The sequence below is a fragment of the Nonomuraea sp. JJY05 genome (assembly GCF_043496855.1).
Lineage (GTDB): Bacteria > Actinomycetota > Actinomycetes > Streptosporangiales > Streptosporangiaceae > Nonomuraea.
The window spans coordinates 1-14066 of the sequence record NZ_JBIEIS010000067.1 but is presented as its reverse complement, the minus strand read 5'-3'; the positions used below and the strand labels follow the sequence as shown (position 1 = coordinate 14066).

At 65.9% G+C, this 14066-nt stretch carries 13 protein-coding genes; 2 read left to right on the top strand and 11 right to left on the bottom strand.

Annotation, left to right across the window (positions count from 1 at the left end; translation table 11 throughout):
• Window positions 1–59 precede the first annotated feature (59 nt).
• From ACFKCF_RS56295 to ACFKCF_RS56285, 3 genes are read right to left on the bottom strand one after another with little or no spacing between them, the layout of a single operon-like run.
• On the bottom strand, window positions 60–803 hold the full coding sequence (locus ACFKCF_RS56295; RefSeq protein ID WP_394505052.1) for an amino acid ABC transporter ATP-binding protein: 744 nt from the start codon (window positions 801–803) through the stop codon (window positions 60–62).
• Window positions 800–1627, bottom strand: a complete 828-nt coding sequence (locus ACFKCF_RS56290; protein ID WP_394505050.1) for an amino acid ABC transporter permease — start codon at window positions 1625–1627, stop codon at window positions 800–802. Before ACFKCF_RS56290 ends, ACFKCF_RS56295 begins: the two co-directional genes overlap by 4 nt.
• 3 nt (window positions 1628–1630) lie before the next feature.
• Complete coding sequence (locus ACFKCF_RS56285) at window positions 1631–2488, bottom strand: ABC transporter substrate-binding protein (protein WP_394505048.1); 858 nt, start codon at window positions 2486–2488, stop codon at window positions 1631–1633.
• Window positions 2489–2748: 260 nt separating this feature from the next.
• On the opposite strand from ACFKCF_RS56285, the gene ACFKCF_RS56280 reads away from it, so the two are divergent.
• Together ACFKCF_RS56280 and ACFKCF_RS56275 are read left to right on the top strand one after the other, a co-directional pair.
• Complete coding sequence (locus ACFKCF_RS56280) at window positions 2749–3963, top strand: NADP-dependent malic enzyme (protein WP_394505046.1); 1215 nt, start codon at window positions 2749–2751, stop codon at window positions 3961–3963.
• A gap of 154 nt (window positions 3964–4117) precedes the next feature.
• Window positions 4118–5476: a hypothetical protein gene (locus tag ACFKCF_RS56275; protein ID WP_394505045.1), complete on the top strand. Its 1359-nt coding sequence runs from the start codon at window positions 4118–4120 to the stop codon at window positions 5474–5476.
• Between the two features lie 51 nt (window positions 5477–5527).
• Here the strand turns inward: ACFKCF_RS56275 and ACFKCF_RS56270 are convergent, their stop codons facing one another.
• From ACFKCF_RS56270 to ACFKCF_RS56235, 8 genes are all read right to left on the bottom strand, one after another.
• Window positions 5528–7015 (bottom strand): hypothetical protein, encoded by a 1488-nt coding sequence (locus tag ACFKCF_RS56270; RefSeq protein ID WP_394505043.1) that lies wholly within the window; start codon window positions 7013–7015, stop codon window positions 5528–5530.
• Between the two features lie 173 nt (window positions 7016–7188).
• Window positions 7189–8724, bottom strand: coding sequence for a hypothetical protein (locus ACFKCF_RS56265; protein ID WP_394505041.1), 1536 nt, complete (start codon window positions 8722–8724; stop codon window positions 7189–7191).
• A 434-nt stretch (window positions 8725–9158) separates the two neighbouring features.
• Window positions 9159–10688 carry a trypsin-like serine peptidase gene (locus ACFKCF_RS56260; protein ID WP_394505039.1) on the bottom strand — a complete coding sequence of 510 codons (1530 nt, stop codon included), beginning with the start codon at window positions 10686–10688 and terminating at the stop codon, window positions 9159–9161.
• 624 nt (window positions 10689–11312) lie between these two features.
• Window positions 11313–11714: a transposase gene (locus ACFKCF_RS56255; protein WP_394505037.1), complete on the bottom strand. Its 402-nt coding sequence runs from the start codon at window positions 11712–11714 to the stop codon at window positions 11313–11315.
• A gap of 291 nt (window positions 11715–12005) precedes the next feature.
• Entirely contained in the window at window positions 12006–12152 is a 147-nt protein-coding gene (locus ACFKCF_RS56250; RefSeq protein ID WP_394505125.1) for a transposase, read from the bottom strand.
• A 286-nt stretch (window positions 12153–12438) separates the two neighbouring features.
• Entirely contained in the window at window positions 12439–12645 is a 207-nt protein-coding gene (locus ACFKCF_RS56245) for a transposase (RefSeq protein ID WP_394505036.1), read from the bottom strand.
• Between the two features lie 116 nt (window positions 12646–12761).
• A complete protein-coding gene (locus ACFKCF_RS56240; RefSeq protein ID WP_394505123.1) occupies window positions 12762–13073 on the bottom strand; it encodes a helix-turn-helix domain-containing protein in 312 nt (103 codons plus the stop codon).
• 452 nt (window positions 13074–13525) lie between these two features.
• On the bottom strand, window positions 13526–14066 hold a 541-nt coding region (locus ACFKCF_RS56235; RefSeq protein ID WP_394505034.1), incomplete at its 5' end, for a transposase.

Here is a 14066-nt window from a genome sequence, read left to right as displayed (position 1 = left end):
GCTCCGTACCGGGCCTCGAAAGGCGGTACGGGCGGATGCGCCCCGCCGTGCTGCCGGACCTAATCCTCGGGGTGCAGCACCCGGTGGAGGAAGGTGCGCGTGCGTTCCTGCTGCGGGTCGCCGATCACCTGCGCCGGCTCGCCGTCCTCGACGATCACGCCCCCGTCCATGAACACCACCCGGTCGGCCACCTGCCGCGCGAACCCCATCTCATGGGTGACCACGAGCATGGTCATGCCCTCCTCCGCCAGCTTCCGCATGACGGTGAGGACGTCCCCCACCAGCTCGGGGTCGAGCGCCGAGGTGGGCTCGTCGAACAGCATCAGATCCGGGTTCATGGCCAGCGCCCTGGCGATCGCCACCCGCTGCTGCTGACCGCCCGACAACTGCCCCGGGTAGGCGTCGCACTTCGCGCCGACACCCACCTTGTCCAGGTTTTCCCTGGCGACGACCTCGGCTTCCTTCTTGCCCCGCTTCAGCACCCGCTGCTGGGCGATCATCACGTTCTGCAGCGCGGTCATGTGCGGGAACAGGTTGAACTGCTGGAAGACCATGCCGATGCGGCGGCGTACGGCGTCGATGTCCACATCGGGGTCGGTGAGCTCGACGCCCTCCACGAACACCTTGCCCTTGGTGGGCACCTCCAGCAGGTTCACGCAGCGCAGCAGGGTGGACTTGCCGGAGCCCGACGGGCCGATGACGCAGACCACCTGGCCGGGATCGATGGTGAAGTCGATGCCCTTGAGCACCTCGTTGGCGCCGAAGTACTTGTGCAGGTCCCTGATCTCGACGGCGTGCGTCATCGCGCCCTCCCCGCTCGTGCCTCCAGCCGCCGCACCAGGTAGCCCAGCGGGATCGTGACGATGAGGTACGTCACGCCGGCGACCATGATGGGCGTGGCGTTGGACTGCTCGGAGGACAGGTCGTTGCCGAACTTGGCCAGCTCCACGTACTCGCCGGAGACCCCCAGGAAGAGGATCAGCGACGAGTCCTTGAGCAGCGCGATGAACTGGTTGGTGGTCGGCGGGATCACGATGCGGACCGCCTGCGGGATCACCACGGTGAACAGCGCCCTGCCCGCGGACATGCCGAGCGACCTGGCCGCCTCGGTCTGCCCCTTGGGCACGGCCTGCAGACCGGCGCGGAAGACCTCCGCCTGGTAGGCCGAGCCGACCAGGGTGAGCCCGAGGATGCCCTCGCCGTACTTGCCTCCGGGCACCTCGAAGCCCGGGAGCGCGATGGGGAGGAAGAGGATCAGCAGGAAGATCAGCAGCGCGGGGAGCCCGCGGAAGATCTCGATGTACACGCCGGCGATCCAGCGGTACGGGCGGACCTGTGACAGCCGCATGAGCGCGAGAACGAGGCCGAACACGAAGGAGAAGAAGAAACCGCCCACCGAGTAGATGATCGTGTTCTTCAACGCGATCGTGAACAGCTCGGGGAAGGCCTTCTCCGCGATGTCGGGCCTGGCGAAGTTCTCCGCCAGGCTCGTCCAGTCCGCGTACAGGACGAGCGCGACGAGCGCGACGACCAGGACGGCGTACTGGACGCCGCGGACGATGCGCTGTCTCTTCCGGGGGCTGAGCCTGGCGCGCGCAGGCTCAGCCGTCTTCGGCTGGTCGGCCATGGATCAGCCCAGCTCGCCGGGCTTCTTGCCGAACCACTTCACGTAGATCTTCTCGTAGGTGCCGTCTTGCTTGGCCTTGGCGATCTCTTCATTGATCGTCTTGAGCAGCACCGGGTCGGCGTTCTTCTTCAGGCCGAATCCGTACTGCTCGCCGGTGTCCAGGCTGCCGATCAGCTCGAACTTCGCGGCGATCTCCGGCTTCTTCAGCCAGGTGAGCACCACGGGCAGGTCCTGGACGATCACGTCGGCCTGTCCGGCCTGCAGGGCCAGCAGCTCCTTGGCGGAGTCGGCGTACTCGGTCGGGTCGAAGCCCTGCTTCTTGACGTAGTCGAGGCCCGTGGTGCTGGCCTGGGCGCCCAGCTTGAGGTTCTTGGCCTTGACGTCCGCCAGCGACGTCGCCCCGGTGCCCTTCTTGGCGAGCAGCGCCTGGGTGGCGTCGAAGTACGGGTCGGAGAAGTCGATGTTCGCCTTGCGCTCCGGCGTGATCGTCATGCCGGCGGCGGCCAGGTCGCACTTCTTCGCCGCCATGGCGGCGCCGCTCTTGATCACGGCGAAGTCGATGTCCACGATCTCCTGGGTCACGCCCAGCTTCTTCGCGACAAGGTCGACCATGTCCACGTCGAACCCGACGATCTTGCCGCTCGCGTCCTTGAACTGGAACGGCTCATACGGGATGTTCGTGCAGACCGTGAGCTTGCCAGGCGTGACCAGCTGGACGCCGCCGGCCGCGGAGGCGCTCGCGCTGGTCGTGGCGGAGCTCGAGCTGTTGCCGCCGCTCCCGCACGCGGTCAGCGCCAGGGCGGCGGTCAACGCGAGCACGCCGGCGGCATAGCCACGGCGGCCCTTGGGGCTGAGGGCCATGTACGGCCTCCTCGTTGTGAAAAGCCAGGAAACTTGCGTTTTGTGCAGTTTAAATGGGGTTTTGCACCGGTCCGTCATCAGACATTTAACGATGCGTCAACGGAACGGCGTCGGCACTGACACCGACTCCATCTCACCATGTGGCACGATAGGGAGACGGGTGACCCCCGTACCCCTCTGAGACGACCGACGAGGGGATCCTGGCAGCTACCGAGGCCAGCCCGCTCGCGCTCGCCCGCCGAAGGTTTCTTCCGCTCCCGATGACTACTGGGGTCGCTGTGGCTGTCACGCCCGCTTCTGCTTCCGTTCCCGTCGAGAAACTCGATCTCGATCCGGCCTTCGCGCTGCACCGCGGAGGCAAGCTCGAGGTCCGTTCCACCGTTCCCGTCCGCGACGCGGACGACCTCTCCCTGGCCTACACGCCCGGCGTCGCCCGGGTCTGCACCGCCATCGCCGAGACGCCCGCGCTGGTCAACGACTACACCTGGGTCTCCAACGTGGTCGCCGTCGTCTCCGACGGCACCGCCGTGCTCGGCCTGGGCGACATCGGCCCCTCGGCCGCCATGCCGGTCATGGAGGGCAAGGCTCTGCTGTTCAAGCAGTTCGCGAACGTCGACGCCGTCCCCATCTGCCTCGACTGCACCGACGTCGACGCCCTCGTCGAGACCGTCGTGCGCCTCGCGCCCTCGTTCGGCGGCATCAACCTCGAGGACATCAGCGCCCCGCGCTGCTTCGAGGTCGAGGACCGGCTCCGCGAGCTGCTCGACATCCCCGTCTTCCACGACGACCAGCACGGCACCGCCATCGTGGTGCTCGCCGCGCTCCAGAACGCCGCCCGCCTGAGCGGGCGCTCGCTCGGCGACCTGCGCGCCGTCGTGGCCGGCGCGGGCGCCTCCGGCGTCGCGGTCTCCCGCATCCTTCTGGAGGCGGGCGTCGGCGACATCGCGGTGGCCGACTCCAAGGGCATGATCTACGCGGGCCGCGAGGGGCTCAACCCCGTCAAGGAGGCTCTGGCCCGCGACACCAACCGCGCCGGCCACACCGGCTCGACGGAGGACGCGCTGGCCGGCGCCGACGTGTTCGTCGGGCTGTCCGGATCCACCGTGTCCGAGGCGGCCATCGCCTCCATGGCGCCCGACGCCATCGTCTTCGCCCTGTCCAACCCCACCCCCGAGGTCCACCCCGAGGTGGCCGCCCGGCACGCCAAGGTCGTGGCCACCGGCCGCTCCGACTTCCCCAACCAGATCAACAACGTGCTGGCCTTCCCCGGCGTCTTCAGGGGCGCCCTCGACGTGCGCGCCTCCGCCATCACCGAGAACATGAAGGTGGCCGCCGCCAACGCGCTGGCCGGCGTCGTCGGCGACGACCTGTCGCCGACGTACGTCATCCCGAGCCCGTTCGACGAGCGGGTCGCGCCCGCCGTGACCGCCGCGGTCGCGGCCCAGGCCCGCGCGGACGGCGTCGCCCGCGCCTGACGTCCTCGTACGGGGGCCTCCACGGATCAGGGAGGCCCCCGTTTGCCATGGAGTTGAAGGTCTCTTTGAGAACTGCCCTAAAACCTTTACGCAAGGTGCTATAACAGTAGCTCTCTGTAAGGTGTGGGCGCCCAACTCCTTGACGAGGAGAGCGATGGAACGCGAGCCGAACCGACTGCTGCGGCAGCTCATCGCGGAAGCGGGCTTCTCCCACAAGGGACTGGCCAGGTGCCTGAACGATTGGGGAGCCGCCCGTGGCACTCCGGGCCTCAAATACGACCACAGCTCCGTGTTGCGCTGGATCGGTGGTCAGAGGCCACGTGACCCGGTTCCCGGACTGCTCGCGGAGATCTTCGCGATGCGGCTGGGACGCCCGGTTACCTCGGAGGATCTGGGCATGCCGGCGGTCCTCACACCCCTCGATCTCGGGCAGCAGTTCACGCACACGTGGCAGGAGGGGGTCGCGACCGTGACGGCACTATGGCGGGCCGACGTGGAGAGACGGAGGTTCCTGATCGACTCGACCTTCGCGATAGGAGCGGGCTCCGTGGGAGCCATCCGCTGGCTGACGTCCCCATCCGGGGGACACCTGAGCGGCACGGGCGCGCGGCGGGTGGGCCGCGCCGACATCGCCGCCATCCATGAGGTCACCCGATCGTTCGGTGAGCTCGACAACCGTTTCGGCAGCGGCCGCGTCCGCTCGTCGGTGGTCAAATACCTCGACACCGCCGTCTCGCCGCTGCTCAAGGACGGCCTGTACGGCGAGTCCACCGGCCGCCGGCTGGCCGCCGCGGCCGCCGAGCTGACCCGCCTGGCCGGCTGGATGGCGTACGACATGGAGCAGCACGGTCTCGCCCAGCGCTACCTGATCCAGGCGCTGCGCCTGGCCAGGAGCGCCGACGACCACACCCTGGGCGGCGAGATCCTGGCCGGCATGGCCCACCAGGCCATCTACATGGGCCAGCCCTCCCACGCCCTCGACCTGGCCAGGTCCGCCCAGCTGGCGGCGCGCCGCGCCGGCGTGCACACGCTTGTGGCCTCCGCGCACGTCCTGGAGGCTCACGCCCACGCCGGCCTGGGCGATGCCCGCTCCTGCGGCGTCTCCCTGCACGAGGCGGAGTGCGCCTTCGACGCCCGTAAGCCCGCCGACGAGCCCGTGTGGCTCAGCTACTTCGACGAGGCCTACCTGTCGGCGAAGTTCGCCCACTGCTTCCGTGACCTGGGGGAGGGGGAGCGGGCCGTGCGGCAGGCCCGGCGTTCGCTCGACATGGACTCCCGCTACGTTCGCGGGCGGATGTTCAACCTGTCGCTGCTGGCCGCCGGGCTGCTGCAGTGCGGTGAGCTGGAGGAGGCGTGTTCGACCGCGGGCACCGCCTTCGCGCTGGCGGGGGAGCTGCAGTCGTCCCGGTCGCGGTCGTACGCGGCCGACCTGCGGCGGCGGCTGGAGCCGTACAAGAACGAGCGGGCCGTGCTGGCGCTGCGCGAACGGACGAGGGAGCTCACGCCGGTATGACGCGAAACGGCCCGGGCGCTTGACCCGGGCCGTTCTTGTTCGTGTCGTCGTCTACTGGAGAAGCTCGCCGTTCGGACCGACGATCTTCTTGGTCTCCGCGTAGTTGGCCTTGTTGTACACGTCGGCCACCTCACCGTCGAAGATCGCCGCGCTGATGTAGTCGACGCGGCCGTTGCCGTCGTTGTCGTGGAACAGGCTGGTCACGCCGTTGACGTAGCCGGTGCGCTTGTTGTTGTCGTACTTCATGAGCCAGGGGCCGCCGTCGGCGCCGCCGGTCATGGAGCACTTGAGCAGCTGGTGCGTCTCGACCTTGAACGTGTTGACCTGGTAGCTCTTGGTGGCGGTCTTGCCGGAGCACCACTTCGGAGTCACGCCGGTGAACGGGCGGTCGCCGTCGGGGTGCGGGGCGGACGGGTAGCCGAACGCGGTCACCTGCTGGCCGAGGGGCTGGTTCCAGGCCACGCCCTGCCCGCCGACCACGTCACCGAGCCGGCCCATGTCCTTGGCGATCCCGATGATGTAGTGGGCCTCGAAGTACTTACGCGAGGTGCCGGGCTTGACCCACTTCTGCGTGTAGTAGTGGGTGATGGTGTAGTTGCCCAGCTTGTCGGTGCCCTTGGTGCCGGGGCCCCGGTAGGCGTCCTGCTGAGGCTTGGTGACCTGCTCCACGATGGGCTCGCCGAACTTGAAGCCCTGGCCCTTGCCCACCTTCGCGTCCTTGTACGCGGACTCGCCGACTTCGACCTTCTCCAGGACGGCGCCGGGGTAGTCGGGGCCCACGAGGTCGGCCGGCTTGTCCTCACCCTCCGACCAGCAGTCGCCGAGCGTGAGCTGGCACTTGAGGAACTCCGCGGAGCTGATCTCGCGCGGCTTGACCCACTTGTCGCCGGCCCACGCCTTGAAGTCGTTGCGGGAGACTTCCTTCTCGCCCGCCAGCGCGAAGCCGTTGTGCACCGCCACGAAGGCGAAGTCGCCGTCGTAGTCGTCGTAGGTGTCGAGGTCGTACGCTGTGAAGGCGTAGGCGCCCACGTAGACGCCGAAGGGAGCCTTGCCCTGGTAGTAGCCGGGCACGAAGATCCACTTGTCGTAGACGTCGTCCTTGCCGTTCGCGAAGACGCAGTGGCCCGCGGTGGCGACCAGGTTGCGGTTCCTGGACTGGATGGACGTCGCCGAGCACCAGCGGTAGTTGCCCGACTTGTCGAGGAAGAACACCTTGCCGATGGTCTTGGGCAGGTTGATGTTCTTGGACACCGCCGGCTTGGTGGTGCCGGTGGGGCCGGTCATGCCCGGCTTGCCGTCAGGGGCGCCGTTGCTGCCCGTCGACACCAGCTTGGAGACTTTCTTGGCATCCAGGTTGTACTGGGTGGCTTTGCGCAGGGCGGCTCCGTTGGAGTCAAGCCAGAAGTAAGCGTCACCGTACGCGTCGGCCGGCTTGGGCTGGAGATTGTCGCTGGCCCAGCTCGGTGCGGCGGTGGCTGGGACGGCTAGGGCGGCGGCGCTCAGGCAGGCGGCGGCCAGGGGGATGAGCAGGCGCTTCACGGGAGGCTCCACAGTTGTCAAAAAGGGTGTAAAGACCCTATCGACCCTTTGGTCACTCTGGTAAGGGCAATTGCCAGATTTCTCAGCAAAAAGGCCGAAGGGCCCGGCAGAAGCCGAGCCCTTCGGTATTGCTAAAGAACGACGAACAAGTCTTCGTTCCGATCCGCAGCGAACTACGGGATGAGCTTGCCGCTCCACGAGGCCGCAGCGGCCTTGTAGACGACGTTGGTCTCACCGTCGAAGTACGGCGACGTGATCGTGTCGTAGCGGTTGTTGCCGTCGGTGTCAGCGATGAGGCTGGTGACACCGTTGACGTAGCCGAGACGCTTGGCGTTGCTGTACTTGTACAGCCACGGGCCGCCGTCGTAGCCACCGGTCACGGTGCACTTCAGACCGACCTGCTCCTCGACCTTGTACTTCGGCACCACGACGTAGTTGGTCGCGGTCTTGCCGTAGCACCACTTCGGCGTGACACCGGTGAAGGGCTTGTTGCCGTCGGGGTGAGCGCCCTGCGGGTAACCGAAGGTGCGGACGTACTTGCCACGCGGCTGGTTCCACGCGAAGCCCTGGCCACCGACGTTGTCGCCGAGGCGACCAACGCTCTTGACCTCGTGCACCACGATGTACGGCTCGAGACGGACGTAGCGGGCGACGCTACCCTGCTTGTACCACCGCTGCACGTAGTAGTGCGTGAGGGTGGAGTTGCCCTTCTCGTCCAGCTTCACGTCGGCCGGGTACTTGCCGGGGTTGTTCTTCTTGGCCTGGAAGTACTTCCAAGCCTCCTGGTAGGTCACGTTCTCGACGATGGGCTCGCCGAACTTGTAACCCTGACCCTGGCCGACCTTGGCAGCGTCGTAGACAGCCTTGGAAACCTCGAAGCGGTCAACCACGGCGCCGGGGTAGTCCGGGCCAGAGGCCTCGTCGGCCTTGCCCGGGTCCACGTCGTAGTAGTCCGTGGTCTTCGGGTCGAGCTTGCCCTTCTTGTACTCTTCCTCGGTGACCGTGACGTCCTTGACGAACTTCTCGCCCTGGTACGCCTTGTAGGCGTTCCAGTCAACCAGCTTGGGCTTGTTGAGCGTGCCGCCGATGCCGTCGTAGACGGTGACGAAGGCGTAGTCGCGGTCGAGGTCCTCGTAGACGTCGAAGTCGTAGTGGGTGAAGGCCTGCTTACCCACGTACACGCCCCAAGGAGCCTTGCCCTGGTAGTAACCGGGGACGAAGACCCAGCGGGACACGACCTCGTCGTTCGCAGCCAGGTCGTACACGCAGTGACCGGCCGTGGCGACCAGGTTGCGGTACTGCGACTGGATCGAGGTACCGGAGCACCAGTACAGCTTGCCGTCGCGGCCCTCGAAGAAAACCTTACCGATGGTCTTCGGCAGGTTCACGTTCTGAACCTTGACGGTGGTCTTCTTCTCCTCGCCGATGGGGGCGGTCGACCCAGGCTTGGTGTCGTTCGTATACCCACCCTTGGAGGAGATCTTCGAGACCTCGAGAGCGTCGGGCGTGAACGCCACGGCGCCCTTCAGGGCCGCGTTGTTGGACTTGGTCCAGAAGTCCAGGGTCTCGGCCGCCTGGGCCGCCGTCTTGGCGAGCGGGTCGCTAGCGACGGTGTTGTCGGCCTGAGCCTGGGCGGTGCCGGCCAGACCAGCAGCCAGCAGACCAGTGGCCAGAATGGCGCCACTGGCGGGGAGGAGGATGCGCTTCAAGGTAACTCCTTGCGCTGTCGTGGAACGCCTCTTGCGTCCCATGCGTCAGTAAAGGGATAGCCAGGAACATACAGTGTGGATCTTGCTCGCGGGTAGCCGCTTTGACAGGAAAAGATGCGACAAGCCGGGCGTGACCGTTCTGTGATGTTTAAACGGCTGATGCGCAGGAGTCGAGGAAAGCTGGCTTCGGGACCGTTTGCCCTGATCAACATAAGGAAGTTGTCAGTGGGGTTCGGGAGGCCCGTGCGCCGGTTCGATCATGGTCGAAGTGGCTATGTGATGCAGATCACATTGGATTGATGGCACCGTCTGGGCGTGCCATGCGTCCAAACGCCCATCATTTTTGACGGGAACGCAGAAGGGCCCGGCGGATGCCGGGCCCTTCGCTGGTGACGGTTATACGAACGGTCTACGCCCGGTCGCTATCCGTTACCTCAGACAATCTTGCCGGACCACGCGGCCGCGGCGGCCTTGTAGACCACGTTGGTCTCACCGTCGAAGTACGGCGAGGAGATGTAGTCCACGCGGCCGTTGCCGTCCTGGTCGTTGAAGGTGCTCACGACACCGTTCAGGTAACCGAGACGCTTGGAGTTGCTGTACTTGTACAGCCACGGACCACCGTCGGCGCCCTCGGTGAAGGCGCACTTGAGGGCCACGTGCTCCTCGATCTTCTTGGCAGCCGAACCGACCAGCTTCTTCGTGGTGGGGCCGTAGCACCACTTCGGAGTCACGCCGGTGTAGTTCTTGTTGCCGTCGGGGTGCGGAGCGGCCGGGTAGCCGAACACGCGGACGGGCTTGCCGGTGGGCTGGTTCCAGGCGAAGCCCTGACCGCCGACGTTGTCACCGAGACGGCCCGCGTCCTTGGCGAAGCCCTCGACGATGAAGAAGACGGTCTTGTAGAACTTCGTCTCGGAGCCGGCCTTGTACCACTGCTGGACGTAGTAGTGCGTGATCGTCCAGTTGCCGCGGGCGTCCTTGACGACCTTGGCCGGGTACTTCGCCGCGTCCTTCTTCTGGTTCTCCAGGTAGGCGGCGGCCTCGCTGTCCGTCACGATCTCCGTGACGGGCTCACCGAACTTGAAGCCGTTGCCCTTGCCGACCTTGGCAGCCTTGTAGGCGGCCTCGGCGACCTCGACCTTGCCGACCACGGCGCCCGGGTAGTCAGGGCCGGTCGCCTCAGGCGCCGTGCCCCTCTTCACCCAGTACGCCTCGGTCGAGGTGGGGTCGAGCTTGCCCTTACGGAACTCCTCGCGGCTGATCTCGACGTCCTTGGCGTCCTTGATGCCGGTGTACTTGTCCCAGTCGGCCTTGGAGACCTGCTTGGGAGTGCCGCCACCGAGCTGGACACCGTTGTACACGGTCACGAACGCGTAGTCGCGGTCGTAGTCCTCGTACACGTCGAAGTCGTAGTGGGTGAAGGCCTGCTTACCCACGTAGATGCCCCAAGGCGACTTGCCCTGGTAGTAACCGGGGACGAAGACCCACTTGGACAGGACGTCCGAGTTGGTCGCCGTGTCGTACACGCAGTGACCGGCCGTGGCGACCAGGTTGCGGTACTGGGACTGGATCGAAGTGGCGGAGCACCACTTCTTCTCGCCCTTGCTGTTGACGAAGAACACCTTGCCGATGGTCTTCGGCATGTTGACGTTCTGGACCTTGACGGTCGTCTTCTTTTCCTGGCCGATCGGAGCCGTCGAGCCGGGCTTGGTGTCGGCGCTGTAGCCGCCCTTGCTCTGCAGCTTCGCGACGTCGCTCTTGTCCCAGTTGTTGGACTCCTTGGCGGCCCGGAGGGCGGCACCGTTGTTGTCGGCCCAGAACTCGGCAATGGCCTTGGCGTTCGCCGCACTCGTCGCCATCGGGTCAGATGCGACGTCGCTGTCGGCCTGGGCGGTGCCGGCCAGGCCGGCGGCCAGAAGGCCGGTAGCCACGATGGCACCACCGGCGGGGATGAGGATGCGCTTCAAGGGAACTGCTCCTTGCTCTGTCGTGGGTCGCAACATGCGTCCCATGCGTCAGTAAAGGGATAGCAAGGAACATAGCGTGGTGATCTCCGCAGGTGGAACCCGCTTTGGGTGATCCGGAAGGAACCCCTACCGCCGTTACCGTGCTGTTATCTGTCAGAGATCTTTGCGCGCGGTGATTGGATAGTTACGTTTTCGCTGGGTATGGCAGGGTTATTGCTGATGGGACCCGAGTGCCGTTAGAGCCTGGCCACGGAACGTAGTCGCTGAAACGTGACTTAGATCACAGGAACCGGATTGACGCCTTATCCGTCTAACTCGATCCAATCCTCACAGGAGATCTTCAGGTTCGGGTTGTAGCGGGCCCGAGGCGCCCCTGTCTACGGCGGATCGGGCCCGAAAAAGAGGCCGTCCTCGCCGGGAGGAGGGTCGGCGAGGACGGCTGTCGGGCGCCAGGCGTGGGGTCGTAGGGGAGACACCCCCGCGCCTGGCCTATTTGGACTGGGGTGCTCTTAAGCGCCTCAGCGTGCTGTGAAGGCGGGCGAGGAGCTGGAGGGGTGCGCCTCGGCCGCCGGAAGAAGGGCGGGCTGGTCGGATGGGCCGACTCCGGGTGCTCGCCGGGTAGGTCTAGATGTCCCTTTCCCGGACGACTGTCGCCAGATGGGTGCGCAGGCTCAGCAGCACCGGATCGTGGGCGAGGGCTTCGTGTCGCGGGCGGTGGGCGAAGGCGGGCCGTTGTGGCTGTGCTGGGCTGTCATCGGCCGTCGTGCCGGCCTGAGCGGTTTCGATCGCTCTCAGCAGTCGTCGCCAGGTGCCGTCGGCCGTCCAGTGGCGGTGGTGCCGGTAGACGGTCACCCAGCAGCCGAATCGCCCGGGCAGATGACGCCACCGCAGTCCGGTCCTGGCTTGGTAGAGCACCCCGTTGATCATCATCCGGTGCTCGTCCCACCGGTCTCCAAGCGTGTCGCCGGGGGGTAGCAGCGATGCCAGCCGTTCCCATTCGGCGTTCGTCAGATCGCCACGATGCATGTGCCCATCGTGACAAGGCAAACACTCTGTGTCAGCGAATCCAATAAAAATCTTACTTGGCCAGCCGAGCGGACCATGTTCGAGGTCCGGGCGAGGGGTGTGACTTGTAGTGATTCGAACATCAGTGGTCTGATAGGAGTCAATCCGAGCTGGCAAACGAGCCGCGTATTCAGCTGACCGGTCCGGCATCCATGTCATCGTCTCGGAGTCGATCAATTCGGGATGACCGGCTACTCGTTGTAGATGACTGGACGGCATCTCGGCCATCTCCGGCATGAGGGCTCTTTGAAGTTAAGTGGGGTTGAGGTATCCGCGGCCTCTTCGGGTGGTGGCGCATCGGGTGCGTAGACGCTGATTCTCCGGATTACGAAAGCCGTAGGCGTTGTGGGCGGTGGTCTTGATGACGCGGTTGGTGCCCTCGGAGCCGGCGTTGGTGATGCCGCTCTGGATGAAGGTCAGGATCTCGGACCACCAAGTCTGGATGGTGGTGACCTAGTGGTGGAGTTTGGGCGGGTCAGAAGCGGCGCAGCGGTCGCAGAAGCGAAACAACCGCTCGGCGATGACGGTCCGGTCAGGACGGGTGCGGCCAGGGCGAGCAGGTCCAGCAGATCTTCCTTGGCATTCCACGCCGCCAGGATCGGCCGGCTCAGCCGTGCGGGCAAGGCTTGCAGGTCCTCGACCATTGGATCCAACTGGTGGCTGTGCATCCGGGTGGCGGAGCGGGTCAGCTGGTTGCGCTGTTCCCACTCACGGTTACTTTGCGCCCGCGCCGTCCCCTGGCCTGGACGGTGACGCGGCGGCGGACCTCGGTGAGCGCAGCGTTGGCAAGTTGTACGACGAGGAAGTGGTCGACCACCAGCGTGGCGTGCGGCAACCCGCCTCGGACGGCAGATTTGAAGATGGTGCACATGTCGGTCGCGACGAAGGCCACCTGCTCACGCCAGTTCGCGTCACGATGGTGGAGCCGCCGGTCACGGCGGTGATGGTACGGCCCTCGACCTGACCGAGCAGACCCTGATCGCCGGACAGGTCCACGAAGCCGGCATGTCAGCGATCCACCGGCGTCGTCCACGTGCCGGTGGCCTCATCCAGCAACCCAGCGAGCACGGCCACGACGGACCTCATCGATGCCCAGTCTGACGACCGGCAGGGTTGCGCAGGCAGGACCCGATGAGCGTGCTCGGTGAAGGCCGCAGACACGATCGGCCATGACACCCTGTGATCTCGCGCCGATTGAATCACCGTGCGCCCGCCATCTCCCATGGCGGCACCGGCGGCCTGGCGTAATCGCACGGTCAGCCGGAACCGGGCGGTGATCTGAGGCACCTGCTCGTTGAACGTCTGACGCGGGCAGGACATCTGGTCACAACACCAGCTGCACTTGCGCCAGCGCAACGTACACTGCCGTCCGCTACTGGCAGGTCACGCGGGCGGGTAGTCACCCACTCCTTCACCCGGACCGCGCTGACCCCGCACTGTCGGCACGCTCTGGCTCGTTCATCGGTGGTGGCCAGGTGCACCAGTGGCCCGTCCTGCAGTCCATCACCTGCGGCGACGACCTTCGTGACGGCCAAGCCGACCAGGCCGAGCAGCAGCGTCGTATCGTTGACCATGCTCGTGGCTTCTCTGTTGTGATCCTCCTTGCTTCGACAACAAGAAGAACCACCGAGAGTCACGAGCTCTCAAGTCTCCTGCGCACCGCAGAACCTCGAACCCCGATCAAGTTCGAAGAGCCCCTATGACCCGTACGTCAAGTCCCGGGTGTGTCCAGTCAGTGGCTCTGGCTCACTTTCGGTGGTGACGGACCGTGGTTAGCCGAGCAGGATGCGATGGCGGAGGAGCGCGAAGCCGGCTCGCCCGTACATCTGCCTCTTGATCATTTTCGTTTTGGTGTTGACGCCTTCGGTGCCGCCGTTATGGAACGGGAGGGTGAGGGCGGCGTTGACGGCGGCCCGGTCGTAGTCCAGCCCGCGAGCGAAGGCGTGCAGGTGGGGCAGATCGGCCTGACGCGCTTGTTCGATCCAGGCGGTCAGTAGCTCGTCGTTGCCCTGCTTGGGGTCGAGGAGAGCGGCGAAGTCCCGTACGAGTCCGGCGAGCATGGTCATCTCGTGGCAGGCGGCGATGGCGGCATCCAGCCGCTCGGCGTGGTGGCCGGTGAGCTTGCTCGGTTCGGTGAGGAGAAGGCTGGCCAGACGCTTGGGCGAGATCGCGGGCCGGTCGCATTCGACCCGGCCTTGGGTGATGTAGCGGTAGAGCAGGTTCTGGCTGCCGGTGTAGCCGAGGTTCTTGATCTCGACGAGGAGTTGCTGGACCGGGACGGCGGGATCTTCGGCCCGGCGTTGGCGCAGATGA